At 34.4% G+C, this 18,924-nt stretch carries 10 protein-coding genes; 9 read left to right on the top strand and 1 reads right to left on the bottom strand.

Features of this window, described 5'->3' with window-relative positions; genetic code table 11:
- Positions 1–432: 432 nt before the first annotated feature.
- The 6 genes from ACTJJ9_RS00730 to ACTJJ9_RS00705 all read left to right on the top strand — a co-directional run bounded on the left by ACTJJ9_RS00730 (position 433) and on the right by ACTJJ9_RS00705 (position 14,283).
- Entirely contained in the window at positions 433–6,438 is a 6,006-nt protein-coding gene (locus ACTJJ9_RS00730; protein WP_440768350.1) for a lamin tail domain-containing protein, read from the top strand.
- Positions 6,439–6,559: 121 nt separating this feature from the next.
- Positions 6,560–8,764, top strand: a complete 2,205-nt coding sequence (locus ACTJJ9_RS00725) for an EAL domain-containing protein (RefSeq protein WP_440768349.1) — start codon at positions 6,560–6,562, stop codon at positions 8,762–8,764.
- 419 nt (positions 8,765–9,183) lie between these two features.
- On the top strand, positions 9,184–10,806 hold the full coding sequence (locus ACTJJ9_RS00720; RefSeq protein WP_145581023.1) for a glycoside hydrolase family 9 protein: 1,623 nt from the start codon (positions 9,184–9,186) through the stop codon (positions 10,804–10,806).
- Positions 10,807–10,891: 85 nt separating this feature from the next.
- The gene (locus ACTJJ9_RS00715) at positions 10,892–11,425 is read left to right on the top strand and encodes a dihydrofolate reductase family protein (protein WP_145581022.1); all 534 of its coding nucleotides are present in this window, start codon (positions 10,892–10,894) and stop codon (positions 11,423–11,425) included.
- A gap of 232 nt (positions 11,426–11,657) precedes the next feature.
- On the top strand, positions 11,658–12,821 hold the full coding sequence (locus ACTJJ9_RS00710) for a DUF4317 domain-containing protein (protein WP_145581021.1): 1,164 nt from the start codon (positions 11,658–11,660) through the stop codon (positions 12,819–12,821).
- Between the two features lie 277 nt (positions 12,822–13,098).
- Positions 13,099–14,283: an LL-diaminopimelate aminotransferase gene (locus ACTJJ9_RS00705; protein ID WP_145581020.1), complete on the top strand. Its 1,185-nt coding sequence runs from the start codon at positions 13,099–13,101 to the stop codon at positions 14,281–14,283.
- A gap of 87 nt (positions 14,284–14,370) precedes the next feature.
- On the opposite strand, the gene ACTJJ9_RS00700 is transcribed toward ACTJJ9_RS00705, so the two are convergent.
- The gene (locus ACTJJ9_RS00700) at positions 14,371–14,961 is read right to left on the bottom strand and encodes a VanZ family protein (RefSeq protein ID WP_145581019.1); all 591 of its coding nucleotides are present in this window, start codon (positions 14,959–14,961) and stop codon (positions 14,371–14,373) included.
- Positions 14,962–15,073: 112 nt separating this feature from the next.
- Between ACTJJ9_RS00700 and ACTJJ9_RS00695 the strand changes: the two genes are divergently transcribed.
- From ACTJJ9_RS00695 to ACTJJ9_RS00685, 3 genes are all read left to right on the top strand, one after another.
- Positions 15,074–15,871, top strand: coding sequence for an alpha/beta fold hydrolase (locus ACTJJ9_RS00695; RefSeq protein ID WP_440768348.1), 798 nt, complete (start codon positions 15,074–15,076; stop codon positions 15,869–15,871).
- A gap of 162 nt (positions 15,872–16,033) precedes the next feature.
- Positions 16,034–16,477 (top strand): GNAT family N-acetyltransferase, encoded by a 444-nt coding sequence (locus ACTJJ9_RS00690; RefSeq protein WP_145581017.1) that lies wholly within the window; start codon positions 16,034–16,036, stop codon positions 16,475–16,477.
- Positions 16,478–16,771: 294 nt separating this feature from the next.
- The gene (locus tag ACTJJ9_RS00685; RefSeq protein WP_145581016.1) at positions 16,772–18,877 is read left to right on the top strand and encodes a choice-of-anchor I family protein; all 2,106 of its coding nucleotides are present in this window, start codon (positions 16,772–16,774) and stop codon (positions 18,875–18,877) included.
- The last annotated feature ends 47 nt before the right edge of the window (positions 18,878–18,924 follow it).

Genomic DNA, 18,924 nt, shown 5'->3' with positions numbered 1-18,924 from the left:
CGTTAAGTTTGTAAAAGAATCTACCAGACTTTCATAAATTTTCCGTAAAAACTCAGTTTGACGTTTCGATTCATCAATTCAAAAACGATAAGGGGAATTGTCTAACAACTGAATAATAAAAAACTTCACATAGAAAACAAAACATTTTAGCTAATAATGGACGATAGTTCTTTAATATCTTTTTAAACAAACCTATGACACATCTCCTTCTTCCTACACTTAAAAAATCATTACAAATTTCACTCTTTTCGACAAAATATTAACTAAAACTTTACATTTTTACCATAAATTCAACATACTCACACTATAAAATGTTTATTGGTTCGAATAACTGAGGATGTTAGATTGGAGGATTGATAGAAAAAATAAACATAGTAAGAAAGTAATTTTTTTCTACAAAAATATAGCTTATTTTTAAAGGAGAGGTGAAAAATGATTCGGAAAGTACTATCTATTAGTCTATCAATACTATTACTTATAACACCATTTGCAAATGTAGGCCATGCAATTCAAAATGAGGATATTCAAACTCAAGCAATAACGGAACAAGAAATGCCATTAGTTTTTACTGAAGTGTACCCGAATGATAAGGCAAATCCTCATATTGAGGGTGCTGGAGATAACGATCTTTTTGAATTTATAGAAATCTATAATCAAACAGATGAACAAGTAGATTTTAACGAGCAATATAAAATACGATATGATTACATAACAAATCAAAAGGATTTAATTGTATCTGGAACAGATCAAGCAGTTAACAGTGAAATTATCATACCCGCAAATAGCTCCGCAGTTTTATGGGTAGAACGTACAAGCAGTAAAATTACTGGAGCTGCAGCAAATCTAACAGAACAGGATTTTAGAGAATACCACAATATCCCAGAAAATGTACCTGTGTATATGCTAAAGGGTCAGGATGGACTTAACAATAGTGATCGCGGTTTTTATATTACATCCAAACATGACAACAATCAGATAATTAGTCATATACACTATACAGCAGAAGACGTTGGTGATGGGTTAAGCTACCATACAAAGCTAGCGAATGATCATGCAACTGTTGGATCATTTTTGAAAAAAGCAAAACCTTCTGCTGGAGTTGTTTTATCTGAACAGCTACAACCAGCGATTAATGAAGAGCCAACGATTTCTCATCAGCCAATACAGGAAATAAAACAAGGTAACGATTTGCAAATCCAAGCAACAATTTCTGACAAAAACTTAGATCCCTTAACTGCTAAGCTGTCCTATAAACTAAATGATAATGAATTCAAAACAGTCGATTTTATAGAGGGAACTGATGGAATTTACACCTATACAATCCCTTCAACTGAATTAAATGGAGAAACACTCCAATATTATTTTGAAGTCAGCGATAGCAAAGTGTTAAAAAAGTCAGAAACGTTTACCGTTAAGATAGTTCCATCCGAACAGCCTGAGCAGCCGGATAACCCAGAATTACCTGAAGTACCTCAAGAGCCTCAAGAACCCGAACAACCAGAGCAACCTCAAGAACCAGAGCAACCCGAACAACCAGAGCAAGATGAAAAATTCCCAATTATAATTACTGAGGTTTACCCGAATGATAAATCAAATAGCCATATTAATGGGGCAGGAGAAAATGATTTATTTGAATTTATAGAAATCTATAACGCAAGTGAAAATGATTTAGACTTTAATTCTACATATAACCTAAGATATAACTATGTTTCAAACACGAAACAATTAAAGGTCACTGCAGTGGATGATGCAAAAAATGAGAACGTAATTATTCCAGCAAAAAGCTCAGCTGTCTTGTGGATTGAACGCACGAGCACAGCTATTACAGGTGACGCTGCAAGTCTTACTGAAGCTGATTTTAGAAAGTACTATAACATTCCTGAAAATATTCAAGTTTTTATGGCAAGAGGTCAGGACGGTCTTGCAAATAATGACCGCGGTTTCCTTATAACAGATAAGCTGAACGATACGATTATGAGTGAAGTATTTTACACAAGTGACGATGTTGCTGATGGAAAAAGCCTTCAAACAAGAGTTCCTAAGACTGGTACTTTATTAGATGCACTACATAAAAAGTCAACTCCTACACCAGGTATCATATTAGATGAACAGCTTGTTCCAACGACTAATAAGGAACCTGTCATTACACATAGTCCAGTTTCAGTAATTGATCGTACAGAAAATTTAACAATTATGACAAGTGTAGATGATGCAGATCGTGATCCATTAACAGTAAACCTATTTTACCGCTTAAATTCATATAGTGAATTTACTGAAGTGCCAATGGAAATAGGAGAAAACGGACAATATTATTATACAGTTCCGAGTGAACAATTCGTTTCAAGTCCAATCGAATATTTTATCGAAGCAAGCGATCAAGAATCATCAGTTACTTCAGAACATTTCCATGTAAAAATTGAAGGGTTTGAAGAAAAGGAAGAAACACCTAACATTTTAATTACAGAATTAGTACCAAATCCATCAGGTGATTATCGAAAAGGAAGCGGAAATCAATACGAATTTTTGGAGATATATAATAATTCAGATGAAGTATTAAATTTAAAAGGATATACGCTGTTTTATTTATACCCAAATAATTCTCCATTACCTAAAAAATGGACAATTTCTCAAGATACAAGCATTGAACCATATAGTACGGCAGTCATCTGGTTTGCAAAAGAAGCAATACGTGATGGATATACAACGGTTCATGACTTTAATATTCATTATAATTCAAGCCTAAGTGAAGATGACGTAATCATCTATGACAATACGGCTTCAACAGAATTTAATTTACCAAACTCATTGCATCGCGGCTTCGCCATTTCTAGCTCTGATAGTGTAAATGATATCGTTGTTGAGGCTTGGTATGATGCTTCAAATGTTGATAGTGCTGATCGCTTAATCAATGATGTTAGAAATAGCGCTGTTGTGTATCGTTACCCAGAAAAAGGTAAAACAATGGAACGTATCGAGACTAGAGATTTTTCTAATCCGGGTAGCATTGATGAAGGACAAGTACCTTCAGTAGCTAATTTAGATGTCATATCTCCATTGATTGAACACGACCAACCATTCTATACGCTTAAGCAAAACACAGCTACCGTCATTACAATGACAAGTCATGAGAAATTAGAAAATGCAGAATTCATCTATGGAACAGCTGAAAATGAGCTAACAGAATTTACAAACCGTGTAAAAATGGAGTTAAAGGAAGAACAAAACAATCGTTATGTATATGAAGCAACAATAACGATATCCGAGTTAGGTAGCTATCGTTATATGTTAGTCGGGGAAGATGCGAGTGGAAATCTAACGAAGGTTCCATATAATTCAAGGGGAAATTCATTTTCTGTTATTGAGCAAGGTCAAGAACAACCGATACCAACCTCCGGATTATCGATTAAAAATGGAGAGGTTATTAATCAAACAGTTGACTTATTTGCTTATGGCAAAAACGCAACTGACGATATTAAGGTCAGCATTCATAATCAGATTCTTGAAATGACACCAGCACTTCCGGGAAATGTCCAGCTAGGTTTCCAAGCACGTGGTATCGACCATATTTACCAAACATCTGCTAGTGCAATCAATTCATATGGTGAAAGAGAGTATTTTACAAGAATCTATCCTAAATATTTAGAAGGTGCGATGTATACGTATGAAATGGCACCAACCTATTTTATTAAGGATCGTCTCGTTTCGATTCATGCCGGTAGTGAAAATGTTCCTTACGATTTAGATGTACACGAGGAGCATTTTAATAAAACAAATTTTGATGACTTAGAGGTTATGAATCTTCATCTCGTTTTACCAAATGGAAAAATGATAAAGCCAGTAAAAATTCATAACTATCTTGGAAATTTAACACAATCTGAATTAGCTTATAGCGAAAATATTTATTATCCGCTAGGTGATGGTAATGCTCCAACAAATACAAATCTAAACAAACCATTGAAGCGTGATTTCATTTTTGATTTACCTGAAGAAGCACTAACCGCAAGATATACTGCATTCGATACGACTAAATATGCTGATGGTACCTATCAGCTTGATGTTAATGTAAATGATACGAAAACAGAATCCATTCATATTACCGTTGATAATACGAACCCAGAAATTAACGGAATAAAAAATAATGGCAAGCAAATAGAAGAGGGTGACTTGTTAAAAGGACATTTAACATTCACTGTTGAGGCAGTTGATAACCTTTCGGGTATTTCTAAAATTGAGGCAGAATTAGATGGAGAGGCAATAGAATTACCTTATAAAACATCCTCAGCAAATCTTGCACCAGGTAATCACGAACTAACCGTAACTGCTTTTGATGGTGCAGGTAATAAAGAAACGTTATCAACAAATTTTGTTATCGGAACTGAATTGCCTGAAGATCCTACTGATCTATCACCAAATTACTTTGCTGCAGAAATATCTAGCACAGCTACATTAAAAGCTAAGGTTATTGACCCTAGCGGAGATAAAATGGATGTAACCTTCCTTGAAGGAGATAAATATGACTTTGCTAGGGAAGACGGAATTTCAGGCTTCTCTAATGTCGCAGATAGAGAACCACCATTAACAATAACTTCTGAGGGTGAAACATTATTAACTGACGCTGATAAAACGAAGATCGCGTATGAGGATGGGAATTATCTCGTTAATGACTCAACAATGGGCTTTCCATATCATCGCTTTGAAGTGGAAGTGTCAGAACAACTATCAGAAAAGGATACTGTTGAACTTTATTGGAAGGGAAAAACATTACCAAACCGAATCGTAACCCTATATGGCTGGGATAATGACCTAAATAAATGGGTAGCATTAAAATCAGCAACAGGTGATACGAACGGATCTGATATCGTATTAAGTGTAGAAATTGATAAGGATAAGTTTGTAAAAGATGGTAAAATTCAAGCGATGGTACAGGATGAAATAAAAAATCCAAACGATCCATTTACGATGCTTTGGTGGACGGATACCCAGTATTATGCTGAATCTTACCCACATATTTTTGATTCATTAGGTGACTGGATAGTCGATGAATACAATAATGGTTTGTTTGATTATGCGATTCATACAGGTGATTTAGTCAATGTTGCAAATAGTGATGAGCAATGGCTTGTTGCTGACCGCAATCTAAAAAAATTAGACGAAGCGAAAGTCCCTTATGGAGTATTGGCAGGAAACCATGATTCGATTATTGATGGGATTGACTATACTTACTACCATAAATATGTAGGTGCTGATCGTTTTGAAAACAATCCATGGTACGGTGGATCGATGGATAATAACCGAAATCATTATGACCTTATGTCATTTGGTGGCCATGACTTTATTATCCTTTATTTAGGATTTGGAACAGAGGATACACCAGAAACGATCGCGTGGGCAAATGAAGTATTACAAAAACATGCTGACAGAAATGCAATTATTGGCATGCATGCATATCTCGAATATAATGCAACATTGTCAAATATGTCACAAAATGTCTTTGATAAAATTATCGTACCGAACGAAAACGTAAAGATGGTTATTGGTGGCCATTATCATGGGGTAACGAAACGAATCTCAAAAATTCCAAATAAAGATGGTACTACTAGAGAAGTATTAGAAATGCTTGCAGACTATCAAGGTGGGCCTAATGGCGGAGACGGTTATGTCCGTTTACTAACATTTGATCCAATTGCCGGAACAGTCGATATTAAGACGTACTCACCAATATTAGATGATTATGATTTCTTTGCACCTGAGGATGAAAGCTTTACAGAAAACTTTACATTCAATGATATCAACAAACGAGTAGCAACCGATTATTTCAGTGTCAATATTTATTCTGAAAAGACGATTGGTACTGATAAAGATGTCGCATCAGGTGATTTTGCAACAACCGAATGGAAAAACCTCGAGCCAAATAAAACATATTATTGGTATATGAATATTACTGATGAATATGGTGCAACAAGAAAGTCTGACATTTATCGCTTTACAACGTCAGACGTGACTCCACCGGACAACCAAGATGGTGATGATCATGACGATGGCGGAAATGATCATGACAATGATGGCAACAACGATGATGATGGGCAAGATCATGATGGAAATAATAACAACGGTGGAAATGACCATGATAATAACGGAAATGGTGATAAAAATCCACAAGATAAGGACAACAATAACAATGGATCTGGAAATAACAATGACGCCAATGATAAAGATAACGAAAATCCGAAAGATGATGTGAAAGGGGATAACGATGAAAAGCCAAGTAAAAATGGTTCAATTCATTCAAACACCTCATCTTTAACCAATGATAAGGTAACAGGTATTCAATTGCCAAATACAGCAACTGATTATTATACGATTTTGTTAGCTGGAGCAATTCTATTAATGATAGGAATAGCGATATATTCTATTATGAGAAAAAGAGCACGAGCGTAAAACTCTAAAAGGGGACAGGATGAGTAGACTGTCCCCTTTTTTGGTGCGTTTTTCCACCTTGGAAATATACATTTAAATAATGCTAGATTATCATTCCTATAGTATGATGGAGCATATTACTATGCTCTTTAGGAAGATTGGTGTAAGTATGAAATTTCCAATAGATCAAACGTGCTTATTTGATATGTATGAATCAATATTTTCTCATAATCCTGATGCTTGTTATATTTTAGATTTAAACGGGAATGTTCTTTTATTTAATGATGCTGCCTTACAATTAACAGGACTAACAAAGGATGAAATTCACAATGTACCATTTATTTCTTTAATAGAAGAGCAATGTATCGCAAATACACGGCGTTTTTTTAAAAGTGTTAAAAACGGGAATAGTGAACGATTTAATACAACAATAAAATTAAAAGATGGTTCTCGAATTGATTTGTCGGTTACATGTGTACCGATTTATATTGATAATAAAATATATGGTGTTGGCGGGATAGCTAAAAATATTACTGAAATAAATCATTTGCAAACATTACTTAATGGTCAAAATAAGGTATTAGAAATGTTAGCAAAGGGCTATCCAATTAAAGATGTATTAAATGAAATCATTCATGTTATTGAAAAAGTTTCACATGGGGGAACGTGCTCGATATCTTTAGTCGATAAAAGCGGAACAAAGCTTATTCATTATTCGTCACCTAATTTACCAGAGGAATATACAAATTTCATTTCGAATATTACTATTGGCAATAATAGCGGTTCATGCGGAACTGCTGCATATTTAAAGAAGATCATTATTGTGGAGGATATCGAAACAGACCCATTATGGGAAAATTATAAGGAATATGCGCTTAAACATAATTTAAAGGCTTGCTGGTCTTTACCTGTTTTCGATAATTCGAAAAATGTATTAGGTGTTTTTGCCATGTATTATGATAAACCGACAACTCCAAATGAACATGATCGGAAAACAATTGAAAAAGCAGCATATCTTACAAATTTAGTTATCCAACATTTCATTTCTGAAGAAAAAATCAATTTTATGGCTTATCATGATGCGTTAACCGGTTTACCAAATCGTAGACTTTTTGATCTACGTGTAAAACGTGCAATCGAAAATAATCAACTTGAAAACAATCTACTAGGCTTATTATATATTGATTTAGACCGTTTTAAAGTGATTAATGATTCACTCGGACATAATATTGGTGATTTACTTTTAAAAGAGGTTTCTCAGCTATTAAAGGGGTGTATACGTAAGATTGATACGTTTTCACGACAAGGTGGCGACGAATTTACGATACTACTAGAAGGTGTATCTAAAAGCGAAATAGCTGATATTGCTGAAAGAATCATTGATGTATTGTCTAAACCGTTTATGATAAATGGAAACGAAATATTTGTTACACCGAGTATTGGCATTAGCTTACATCCAGTTGATGGACAGGATAAAGATGAATTGCTAAGAAAGGCTGATATGGCAATGTATCAAGCAAAAAAGCGAGGTCGTAATAATTATCAATTTTACGATGAAGTATTAGATAAAAAGGAATTTGAACGATTAGAAATAGAAAACGAGTTAAGAAAAGCGATGGACAAAGAGGAATTTTCTCTCCATTATCAGCCAATCATTGACCTTACTAATAACAAAATGACAGGTGTTGAAGCACTTATTAGGTGGAATCATCCTATGTTAGGATTGGTGCCTCCGAGCAAATTTATTCCAATAGCTGAAGAAATTGGTCTCATTGTACCAATTGGTGAGTGGGTTCTTCGAAACGCATGTAAACAAATTAAAAATTGGGAGAACTTAGGATTCGGAGATCTTACACTATCCGTAAACTTATCAATTCGCCAATTCTATCAAGTAAATCTTATTTCAATGATCAAACGGATTATTGATGAAACGAAAATCAATCCAGCACAGCTTACAGTTGAAATAACTGAAAGTATGACTATGGATGTTGAAACTGCAACGATTATTTTACATGATTTAAAGGACTTAGGCCTTACAATTTCAATTGATGATTTCGGAACAGGCTATAGCTCATTAAACTATTTGAAAACTTTCCCAATTGATTATTTAAAAATTGATCAATCCTTTATTCGTGATATGACAAAAAGTAAGAGTGATGAAAACATTGCAACCACGATTTTACTTATGGCGCATAATTTAGGGTTAAAGGCTATTGCAGAGGGTGTCGAAACAAATGAACAGTTACAAGTTCTCAAAACCCATAACTGTCATATAGCCCAAGGGTATTTGTTTAGCAAACCGCTACCGGCTGAAGATATCACTCAAATCATAAACCAATTAAATTAAAGGAAGTGAGGGTGGCTTAAAACATAAGGAACAGCCCCTTCAAACACTATATATAGACTAATGATGTGGTTAGTTTACTATATATATCGGTGTTTGTTGAAGGGGACAGACCCTTTTTTAGTCACTCCCATTTTTTGTTTTAAAAAGAAAAATAGCAGCAATATCCTCTTAAATTAAGAAAATAGGAACGAAATAAGGAAATGCAGTTATAGATGAATACTCCTAAAAAACAGTCAAATACAATATAATCAGTAAAACTCAAACTCTTTCATTATCAAACCGCTTTTTTTGATAAAACAATTCTCTTTTACACAAAAAATGGTAAACTATAAAAAACTAATAAATAACGATGATTTATTTATATTTAGAAACGGATTCAAAACGGAAAATTCGTATTTTTTTGTAAAGGGGAAAATGAAATGAGAGGAAATGTAAACGGTTTAATTGTAGTTGATCAGGTAGGCTATGCAGTGAAAGACAAAAAGCTTGCAATGTTCAAAGGGAAAGGGGGCATTTTTCAAGTAGTGAATGATCATAAACAGGTTGTATTTGAAGGGGAAGCTGGTATCGCAGGCTTTGATGAAGCAAGTGGTGAGTACGTTTCATTAGGTGATTTTTCTTCAGTTACGACAATAGGAAACTATCAAATCTTATTCAATGATAGCTATTCCTCAACGTTTTCTATCTCCGAGAAACCTTATCTTGATTTACATACCGGTTTATTAAAAGCTTTCTACTTTTTGCGCTGTGGGATAGATTTAGATGAGTCGTACGCAGGTCCATGGAACCATAAAGCATGTCACACTGCAAAAGGAATTGTTTATAATGAACCACATCGTGTACGTGATAGTAGTGGTGGATGGCATGATGCAGGTGATTATGGAAAATATACAGTTGCAGCTGCAAAAGCACTGGCAGATTTATTGCTCGCTTATGAATTATTTCCAGCTGCATTTGACAGGCAAATACCAATCCCTGAATCCGATGGCAAAATTCCTGATATCCTTCTTGAATGCCGCTACGAATTAGAATGGTTATTTAAAATGCAAGACGAATTAACAGGTGGAGTTTTTCATAAACTAACAACTTTTAATTTCCCACCATTAAAAACGATGCCTGAAGAAGATCGGGCAAATTTATATTTTTCACCAATTTCAGCGACTGCAACAGGTAGTTTTGCTGCGATTATGGCGTTGGCGAGTCGGATTTATCAACCATTTGATCAGGAATTTTCAAAACGGTGCATTGAAAGTGCAACAATTGCATGGAAATGGTTAGAAAATCATGAACATTATCCTAGCTTTAAAAACCCCGAACAAATCAAAACGGGTGAATATGGGGATGAGATAGATAGTGATGAACGTTATTGGGCAGCAGCAGAACTTTATAAAACAACTGGAGATGAAATTTACCATAAAAAATTTAAACAATTGCTTTCCGAAACAGAATTAAAATATGAATTAGGCTGGGCTGATGTCGGAGGATATGGAACAATTAGTTATTTATTATTAAATAAAGCGAATACCGATAGTCATATTTACGATTCTCTACTGCAAGGATTAGTAGAAACCGCTGAGCATTTTCTTGAAATTTCGCAAAAGAACCAATATTGTATCTCACTTACAAATGAAGATTATATATGGGGAAGCAATATGGTTTTATTAAATCATGCGATGATTTTACTATTGGCAAATCATTTTGTAAATAAAATTAACTATGTCGAATGTGCAAAGGCTCATCTTCACTATTTATTAGGAAGAAATCCAATGAATCTAAGTTATGTTACAGGGTTTGGTGAGCATAGTGTGATGAATCCACATCATCGTCCATCTGTTGCTGATGAAGTAACAGCTCCTATACCAGGCTTCGTCTCAGGTGGACCAAATAGCGGATTACAGGATGATTATGTGAAAGAGCATCTCCAAGGAGAACCACCGGCAAAATGCTTTGCTGATCATGAGGATAGCTATGCGACAAATGAAGTCACGATCTATTGGAATTCACCAGCAGTCTTTGTTGCTTCTTATTTTATTCAAGAGTAGGAAAATTAAGAGGAATCTATCCGAAACATTTCGAACTTTGGTATCCTAAATAAGAACATACTTTCGTAAAGTGGGTGAAAGGTCGATGAGGAAAAGAAAAGTAGTATTATTTATTGCAAGTAGCTTAGATGGGTTCATTGCCACGAAAAATGAATCAATGGACTGGTTAGAAAAGGTCGAAGGGGAAGGGGACAACGGTTATTCACAATTTTATGATACCGTTGACACACTTATCCTCGGTAAAAACACATATAATTGGATTGTCAGGCAAGGACTAGATCAATTCCCCTACCCGAATAAAAAATGCTATGTTCTATCAAACTCTCAGCATCAAGATACAGAAAATGTCACATTTATCAGCGGTAACCTGTCCAAACTAATAAATGAGTTAAAAGAACAGTCTGGAGAAAATATTTGGTTGGTAGGGGGCGGAGATTTGTTCCGTTCGTTTTTAAAAGAAGGACTTGTAGATGAAATCATTTTAACTGTAGCTCCAACAATACTCGGTACAGGGATACCATTATTTAAGGAGAGCGATTATCAGGTAGAGCTTTTATTAAAAGGAGTTAAGACATTTAACCAGTTTGTTGAACTACATTATATTGTTAAACAATATTAAGTGTTTTCTAACGGAGATCATATTAAATAACTTGAAAATCGATTTAGGAAAATTTATTAATAGTGCTATCCGTAAAGGTAGCATTTTGTTGTTTGAAGGGAGAGCCAAATATAAAAGGACATAATAGATTTGTTTACTACAATAAATCCTTCCTGATATGAAAAGTGAAAAAATATCAAGTATTACTATTTTCTTTTCATAACAGTATAATCAGGAATGGGAGTTGAAATCTATGAATAAAAAAGACATCGCAAATATACGTAAGCAATTCAAATTAAATAATCATCTAATGGAAATTCGAGAAATATTCAATGTTTATGTTAAGAAAGAAACAGGCGAAATCTATCATCATTTTAGTCTACCGTTCCAAATGTTAGAGCAGGAAACACAGGAGCTGTTTTTAGGTAATTTCAAAAAGGTGCTAACTGGACAGCTTGATACAAAACTATTTGATCTTAAATTTAAACGAGATGTAGAAAATAGCACACAAACAATTCTATATGACGGCTTACAGGAAGTATTAACTGAAGACTGGCAAGAATATATGCTGCAAATCGTTGAAAAAATGTTTACCCACACTGTTTATGAATTTGATACGATGGTGACGTTTATCCGTGGTGAGTACCGCAAACCAACACGGAAACGTGACATGGAATCTGAAGAAGGTGGGAATGATGAAGTTTATTCAAGCGAATTTATTCTTTGCAGTTTAAATAAAACCGATCAACCAAAAAAAGCGCTTCTATTTGATTATGTTCAAAAGGAAGTTAGACCGAATAATGCCGTTGATCCGATAATTAACCTAGCATCACCATTATCAGGTTTTCTGTTTCCAGCATTTATCGATAACTCTGCAGATGTGAACCATATTCTTTATTATGCTGGGAAGGCAAATCAACCTGATGGAACATTCATAGAAGAGGTTCTCAATTGTGAAGAAATTATTACCGCTGTCGAAGATAAGGAAATTTTCGAAGAAGTTTTAAAAAAAGTAATTGGTGATGAAGTGGATACAAAGGTGATTTCTAATGTTTATGAAGAAATCGATAAAATGGTGCAAGAGAATGAAGAGGACGAAGAAAATGATGAGCCACCAATGTTGGATTATGAAGACGTCGGACGAATCCTCCAAGTAAGCGGAGTAGAAAATATGGATACAGCAAAGGTGGAACATGCATTCAAAGAAATTATCGATGATGAAAAACACGAATTTAAAGCAAGCAACCTTGTACCAAAATCAATTAAAATTAATACGAAATTAGCAAATCTATCTATTAACCCGAAAGACCTTAAGAACGTAAAATATATTATGTATCAAGGGAAGCGTTGCCTGCTGTTAGAAATTGAAGAGGATGTCGTTGTAGAAGGATTTAAGCTTGAAACAGAGACGCTCTAATTGATTTTTAACAAAAAGAATCTTTGACAGGATGATAGATTTATAAAAATAGTTGGTTTCTACAAAATGTAGGGGCCAACTCTTTTTTTTGATAACAAGAAAATTCTTGCTGAAGCCTCATCATTTTAAATTCCTACTTCTTCATTAATAATAGTTTGGCTATGCCACAACAATCCCAAATTATTATTTTGACAATAGGGAAAATATGTTACACTTATTTTCAGAAAAAATATAATTATATGAAAATATTAATGGTAGAAGTAGTGGGGGTTATTACATGAAGGTAAGACAATCAAAGCGAATGGAATCATTTCAGACATCGATTTTTAGCGAGCTTGCTGAATATAAAAAGAAAAAGCTAAAAGAAGGAGCTACATTGATTGACTTAAGTATTGGAAGTCCTGATTTAGCCCCGCCTTCTTTTATTAAGGATACTTTAGCGAGTGAGGTTTTACACGATGACCAGTACGGATATTCGATAACTGGTTCTTCTGAATTTAATAAGACTGTTGCTTCCTTTTACGCTCAAAATTATGATGTAAAAGTTGAAGCAGATGATGAAGTGTTACAACTAATGGGATCACAAGATGGACTCGTCCATTTCCCGATGGTTTTTGCAAATAGCGGTGACCTCGTTTTAGTACCTGATCCAGGGTATACCGCCTATGCAGTTGGGATCGAAATGGCTGGAGCAACACCATATTTTATGCCGTTAAAAAAAAAGAATCATTTTCTTCCGGATTTATCAGCTATTCCTGAAGCAATCGCATCACAAGCAAAAATGATGTTTTTAAACTTTCCGGGGAATCCCGTTCCAGCTTTAGCTAATAAAGAATTTTTTGCAGAGGTTGTCGCATTTGCAAAAAAATATGAAATCATCGTGCTGCATGATTTTGCCTACTCAGAGCTTTATTATGAAGGTAATAAACCAATTAGCTTTCTTTCCGTTGAAGGAGCAATGGAAGTTGGTGTTGAAATGTCCTCCTTCTCGAAAAACTATAATATGGCAGGAAGTCGAATTGGATACTTAGCTGGGAATAAAGAAATCATTAAAGCAATGCATCAGCTGAAAAGCAATTTGGATTATGGTGTATTTTACCCGATTCAAAAAGCTGCAATCAAAGCGCTTAAACAAGGTTCATCCTTCTGTGAGATCAATCGAAAAATTTATGAGGCACGAAGAGATGTTTTAGTAGACGGGTTAAATGCTATCGGATGGAGGATTGATAAGCCAGATGCAGGGATGTTTGTCTGGGCTCAAGTTCCAAACGGATACTCATCTTTTGAATTTACATATACATTAATTGAAAAAGCAAATGTAGTTGTTGTTCCTGGCCATGCATTTGGTCCAACTGGGGAAGGATATGTTCGAATTGCTTTAGTTGAAGATAAGGATAGGCTAAAAGAAGTTGTGAAATCAATAAAAACCTCTGGTGTATTGAAGAAGGGGAAAAAAACTTGATAATATTAATTAAAAAATGTTGGAAATGGTAAGTTAAAAACGGTTCTTTGAAGTAGATACCGTTTTTAACATTGAATAAATTGCTTATTAACTTTTAACGACAATCACTTTTTGAAACAATGGTGTAATGAAAAAACCAAGCAAAACTCCTAATACATTTAGGAACAAATCATCAATATCTAAACTTCCACGTTTTGATAAGTATTGAATGAGTTCAATTAAACTGATCGAACATATCGCAAAAGGTAGGAGCTTTTTCCACGAAGGATTCGTTTTACAATATGTATAATAGATCCCAAATGGAATAAACAGGATAATATTAGCGACTAAATTATAAAATGCGACTAATGGATCAACATTTCCTGACAAAAAGAAGAGTATTGTTTTAAATGGTTGAAGATTTATTGCTCCATCGTTTTGCCCACCTGGTCGTACATATAATAAAATAACTAGACTGAAAGAGTAAAGGCTAGAAACAATGTGTAACATAAATTTAGAAATTTTAATCGTTTGCTTGGAAATGAAATAAACGATAAACAAACAACTCGCAGTCAGGATAAACCACACAACTGCCACAACAGCTACATGAAGATCATTTGTTAATTTCAACCAGATCGGTAATAAGAGAAAGAATAGGAATTGAGAACATAAAATTGCATATCCAGTACTTTTTTTCATCAGGTCACCAACTTTGTAGTTTACATTAAGTAGATTATATCAAGATTTATAACATCATATGTGAAAAATAGTTTAAGCTTTTTCGTAATGCTAGTTTGATAAAAAGGCGGTGTTGACGATATATATACAGGAATCAGGGAATATAAACTCCAAGCATGTCATCATGTTCCTTCACGGAGGCGGGGTAAGCGGTTGGATGTGGAAAAATCAAATAAATGATTTTCAACATTTTCATTGTCTTGTTCCAGATTTGCCAGAGCAGGGAGGAAGTAGAGAGTGTGGATTGTTTTCAATTAATGGTAGCGCTCATCTATTACTAGAAACTCTTGAAAAGAAAGCAAAAGGTAAAAAAGTCATTTTAATAGGATTTTCACTTGGTGCACAAATCGTCGTTCAAATGATTAGCATGAAACCTGAACTAATTGATTATGCAATGATAAATAGCGCCCTTGTAAGACCAATTTTATTTTCAAAAATGTATTTAAAGTTTTTCTTGAATTTATCGTACCCACTAATTAAAAATAAAACCTTTTCAAGCATTCAAGCTAAAACACTTTTTATTCATCACGATGATTTTCCCATTTATTATAAAGAAAGCTGTGAAATGGAAAAAGAAACGCTTATGCGAATTTTAAAAGAGAATATGTCCTATACCATTCCAAATCAATTTCAATATGCAAATGTCAACATATTGGTTACAGTTGGTGAAAAAGAAAATTCAATTATGAAAAAATCAGCCTATGACCTTGTGTTAGCGAACCAGCTTTGCCAAGGAATTGTCATCAAAAATGTTGGTCATGGCATTTCGTTAGCAAATCCTACATTGTTCCGTGAAATCATCGAGAATTGGCTTGGAGCGACAGAATTTTCATCTCATTTTTTCAAGAAAATTGAACGGGAAATTGTTTAAGAGCTCTACAAAATTGTTGGTTCCTACTTCTTGGAAAAGAAAATAGAAGTGTTAGCAAATTTCATTTCTACTTTTAAGACCTTTAAAACGAAACGAACAAAACAGACAATTAGCAATAACTCATGATCACTTATAAAACGACGAAATTACGGAGGAACAAACATGGACATTAATCAAGCGACAGTAAATGAACTAGAGGAAGTAGCTAACTTATTTAATTTATACCGTATGTTTTACAAACAACCTTCAAATATTGATGGAGCTAGAGCGTATATCAAGGAACGTTTCCAAAACAATGACTCTATTATATTTTTAGCAACGAACAACGGAAAGCCTGTAGGCTTTACCCAACTTTACCCAACCTTTTCCTCAGTTTCAATGAAAAAAGTATGGATTCTAAACGATTTATATGTTGCTCAAGAGGGAAGAAACCAAGGCGTCGCAACACATTTATTACAAAAAGCAAAGGAATTTGCGCTCGAAACTGGTGCGATTCGGCTCGAACTAAGCACTGCATTTGATAATAACAAAGCACAGGGGCTATATGAGAAATTCGGTTTTAAACGTGAATCACAATTTTATCGTTATGAACTGCAATTAGTATAATTTAGGAAATATTTATTCAAATAATAATGAAATGAATGGACTTCTAAAACATGAGGTCCTTTTTAATATAGTGTTTTCGACTAATCTAAGGTTTTCTTTTAAACAAACGTTTGATGAAATATGCAATATTAAGGAAATACTTGTCGATATGGTTCAATTGTAGGAAACGAAAAGCTTGCTTTTTCACTAAAAATAGACAAAATTTACATAAACATTACAAAACTTTTAAATTATCTTTATATCACTCCTATAAAATGAGTATGTCGTACTATACTTTATAATTAGGAGGATAAAATGTCGAAATTTCATCACATTCTTACAAAGTCAGTCATTACTGCAGCGACATGCACCTTATTATTTTCACCAATACATAGCCGTGCTGCTGAACAATTGACAACCTATCAATATGATACTGATAAAGCTCTCCATGTGGAATTACTTGGCCGTTATACTAGTGGAGCTGGAATTGATGAGGGAGGAACAGAAATTGTAGCTTATGATCCGAAATCCCATCATGCCTTCTCTGTTAACGGTTCTGCTAAAGCATTAGATATTATTGATTTATCTGTTTTGGAAAAAGGTGAGCAGAATATTCCGCGTGTTAAGCAGATTACATTAGCAGATTTAGGTGTTGAAGCATCTGATGTAACAAGTGTCGCAATCCATCCTGATGGTGGATATATTGCAGTTGCTGCACCAGCAAAAGAGAAGGTAGATCCTGGTTATGTTGTGTTCCTTTCAACAGATGGAGCATATCTTTCACATGTACAAGTAGGTTCACTGCCAGATATGTTAACGTTTACGAAAGATGGCTCAAAAGTATTAGTAGCAAATGAAGGTGAACCAAATGATGCTTATACAGTAAATCCTGAAGGTTCTGTAAGCATTATTGATGTGTCAGCAGATCCTAAAAGCATTAATGGTGAAGCTGTAACAAATGTTCGCTTTGCTGATGACATTATCGATGAGGATGTCCGTATGGTGCATGCTGAAAGTACAGCACAGCAAAATCTTGAGCCTGAATACATCGTTGTTGATGATAATGATCAATATGCTTATATAGCCTTACAAGAAAATAACGCAATAGCTAAGTTAGATATTGATTCTAAACAATTTGTTGCGGTTAAAAGTCTTGGTTATAAAGATTATTCTAGCGAGCAAAATAAATTAGATGCATCTAATAAGGATAATGCAATTAATATCCGTAATTGGCCAGTGTTATCGATGTACATGCCAGATGGAATGGCAAATTATTCTGTTAATGGAAAGTCGTATATTTTAACTGCAAATGAAGGTGACGCACAAGACTATGACGGTTTTTCTGAAGAAGCAAGAGTTGGAGATTTAGCAGCCAACTATGATTTAAATGCAGATCTCTTTGAAGGGTATTCTCAAGAAGAGCTAGATCAAATGGTTACAAATGGTTTATTTGAGGATGAACAGCTTGGAAGATTAACGACTACTACTTCTGCTCCAATGAATCAAGAAGGAAAATACGAAGCTATATATGGCTATGGTGCACGTTCATTTTCAATATGGGATGCAAATACTTTAGAACAAACATATGATAGTGGTGCCGATTTTGAAGAAATCACTAAAAATGTATATTCTGAAGCACATTTTAATGCAAGTAATACAGAAAATGAATTTGATAACAGAAGTGATGACAAAGGTCCAGAGCCAGAAACAGTTACGGTAGCTAATATTCAAGGTGGAAATTATGCATTTATCGGCTTAGAAAGAATCGGCGGAATTATGATATATGATATTAGCAACCCAGAAAGCCCTTCATTTAATCGATATTTCTCAAGTCGAATCTTTACAGATGAAGAAGAGGTTACTTCAGCAAGTGGAGACGTAGCACCTGAAGGATTAACATTTATCCCTGCTGCTGAAAGCCCAACAGGTCAAAATATTTTATTAGCAGCACATGAAGTTTCTGGAACAATTGCTGCGTATCAAATCGGAATAGAAGTAACAGACCCTGTAGACGAAGAAAAACCACCAGTTGACAATGACGATGATAATGATAATGACAACAACACTGACACTGGTAACAATAATGAAAATGAAGAAGAGATTCCAGATAAGACTCCAACAGATCCTGTCAATGATTCAAAGGATCCGACTGTAAAAGAGCCAGAAAATGAACCAAAACCTGAGGTTGAAGCAAATACGGATGAAAAACCACAAGATGAATCCGTCCAGAAGAACATAAGTGATACGAACTATGAGCTTGCTACAAATAAAATAGATACAGATTCTAATGAAGAAAAAACTGAAGGCAATAAATTACCTAATACGGCTACGATGAATAGCAATTTATTACTTATTGGTTCTTTAATCATTGCGTTTGGCTTTATTTTCGCTTTAAGAAAACACAAAACGAATCAAAATTAAGCACTTGAAAAAGCATCGGATATTTCGATGCTTTTTATCATGAAATC

The organism is Metabacillus sp. 22489 (assembly GCF_052044855.1).
Lineage (GTDB): Bacteria > Bacillota > Bacilli > Bacillales > Bacillaceae > Metabacillus > Metabacillus niabensis.
The sequence above is the reverse complement of the archived record's forward strand: the minus strand, read 5'-3'. Positions and strand labels throughout refer to the sequence as shown.

What these genes read in the sequence shown, in the direction of transcription:
- ACTJJ9_RS00730 (WP_440768350.1), top strand. Translation starts at nt 433, where the DNA reads ATGATTCGGAAAGTACTATCTATTAGTCTATCAATACTATTACTTATA.
- ACTJJ9_RS00725 (WP_440768349.1), top strand. Translation starts at nt 6,560, where the DNA reads ATGCTCTTTAGGAAGATTGGTGTAAGTATGAAATTTCCAATAGATCAA.
- ACTJJ9_RS00720 (WP_145581023.1), top strand. Translation starts at nt 9,184, where the DNA reads ATGAGAGGAAATGTAAACGGTTTAATTGTAGTTGATCAGGTAGGCTAT.
- ACTJJ9_RS00715 (WP_145581022.1), top strand. Translation starts at nt 10,892, where the DNA reads ATGAGGAAAAGAAAAGTAGTATTATTTATTGCAAGTAGCTTAGATGGG.
- ACTJJ9_RS00710 (WP_145581021.1), top strand. Translation starts at nt 11,658, where the DNA reads ATGAATAAAAAAGACATCGCAAATATACGTAAGCAATTCAAATTAAAT.
- ACTJJ9_RS00705 (WP_145581020.1), top strand. Translation starts at nt 13,099, where the DNA reads ATGAAGGTAAGACAATCAAAGCGAATGGAATCATTTCAGACATCGATT.
- ACTJJ9_RS00700 (WP_145581019.1), bottom strand. Translation starts at nt 14,961, where the DNA reads ATGAAAAAAAGTACTGGATATGCAATTTTATGTTCTCAATTCCTATTC.
- ACTJJ9_RS00690 (WP_145581017.1), top strand. Translation starts at nt 16,034, where the DNA reads ATGGACATTAATCAAGCGACAGTAAATGAACTAGAGGAAGTAGCTAAC.
- ACTJJ9_RS00685 (WP_145581016.1), top strand. Translation starts at nt 16,772, where the DNA reads ATGTCGAAATTTCATCACATTCTTACAAAGTCAGTCATTACTGCAGCG.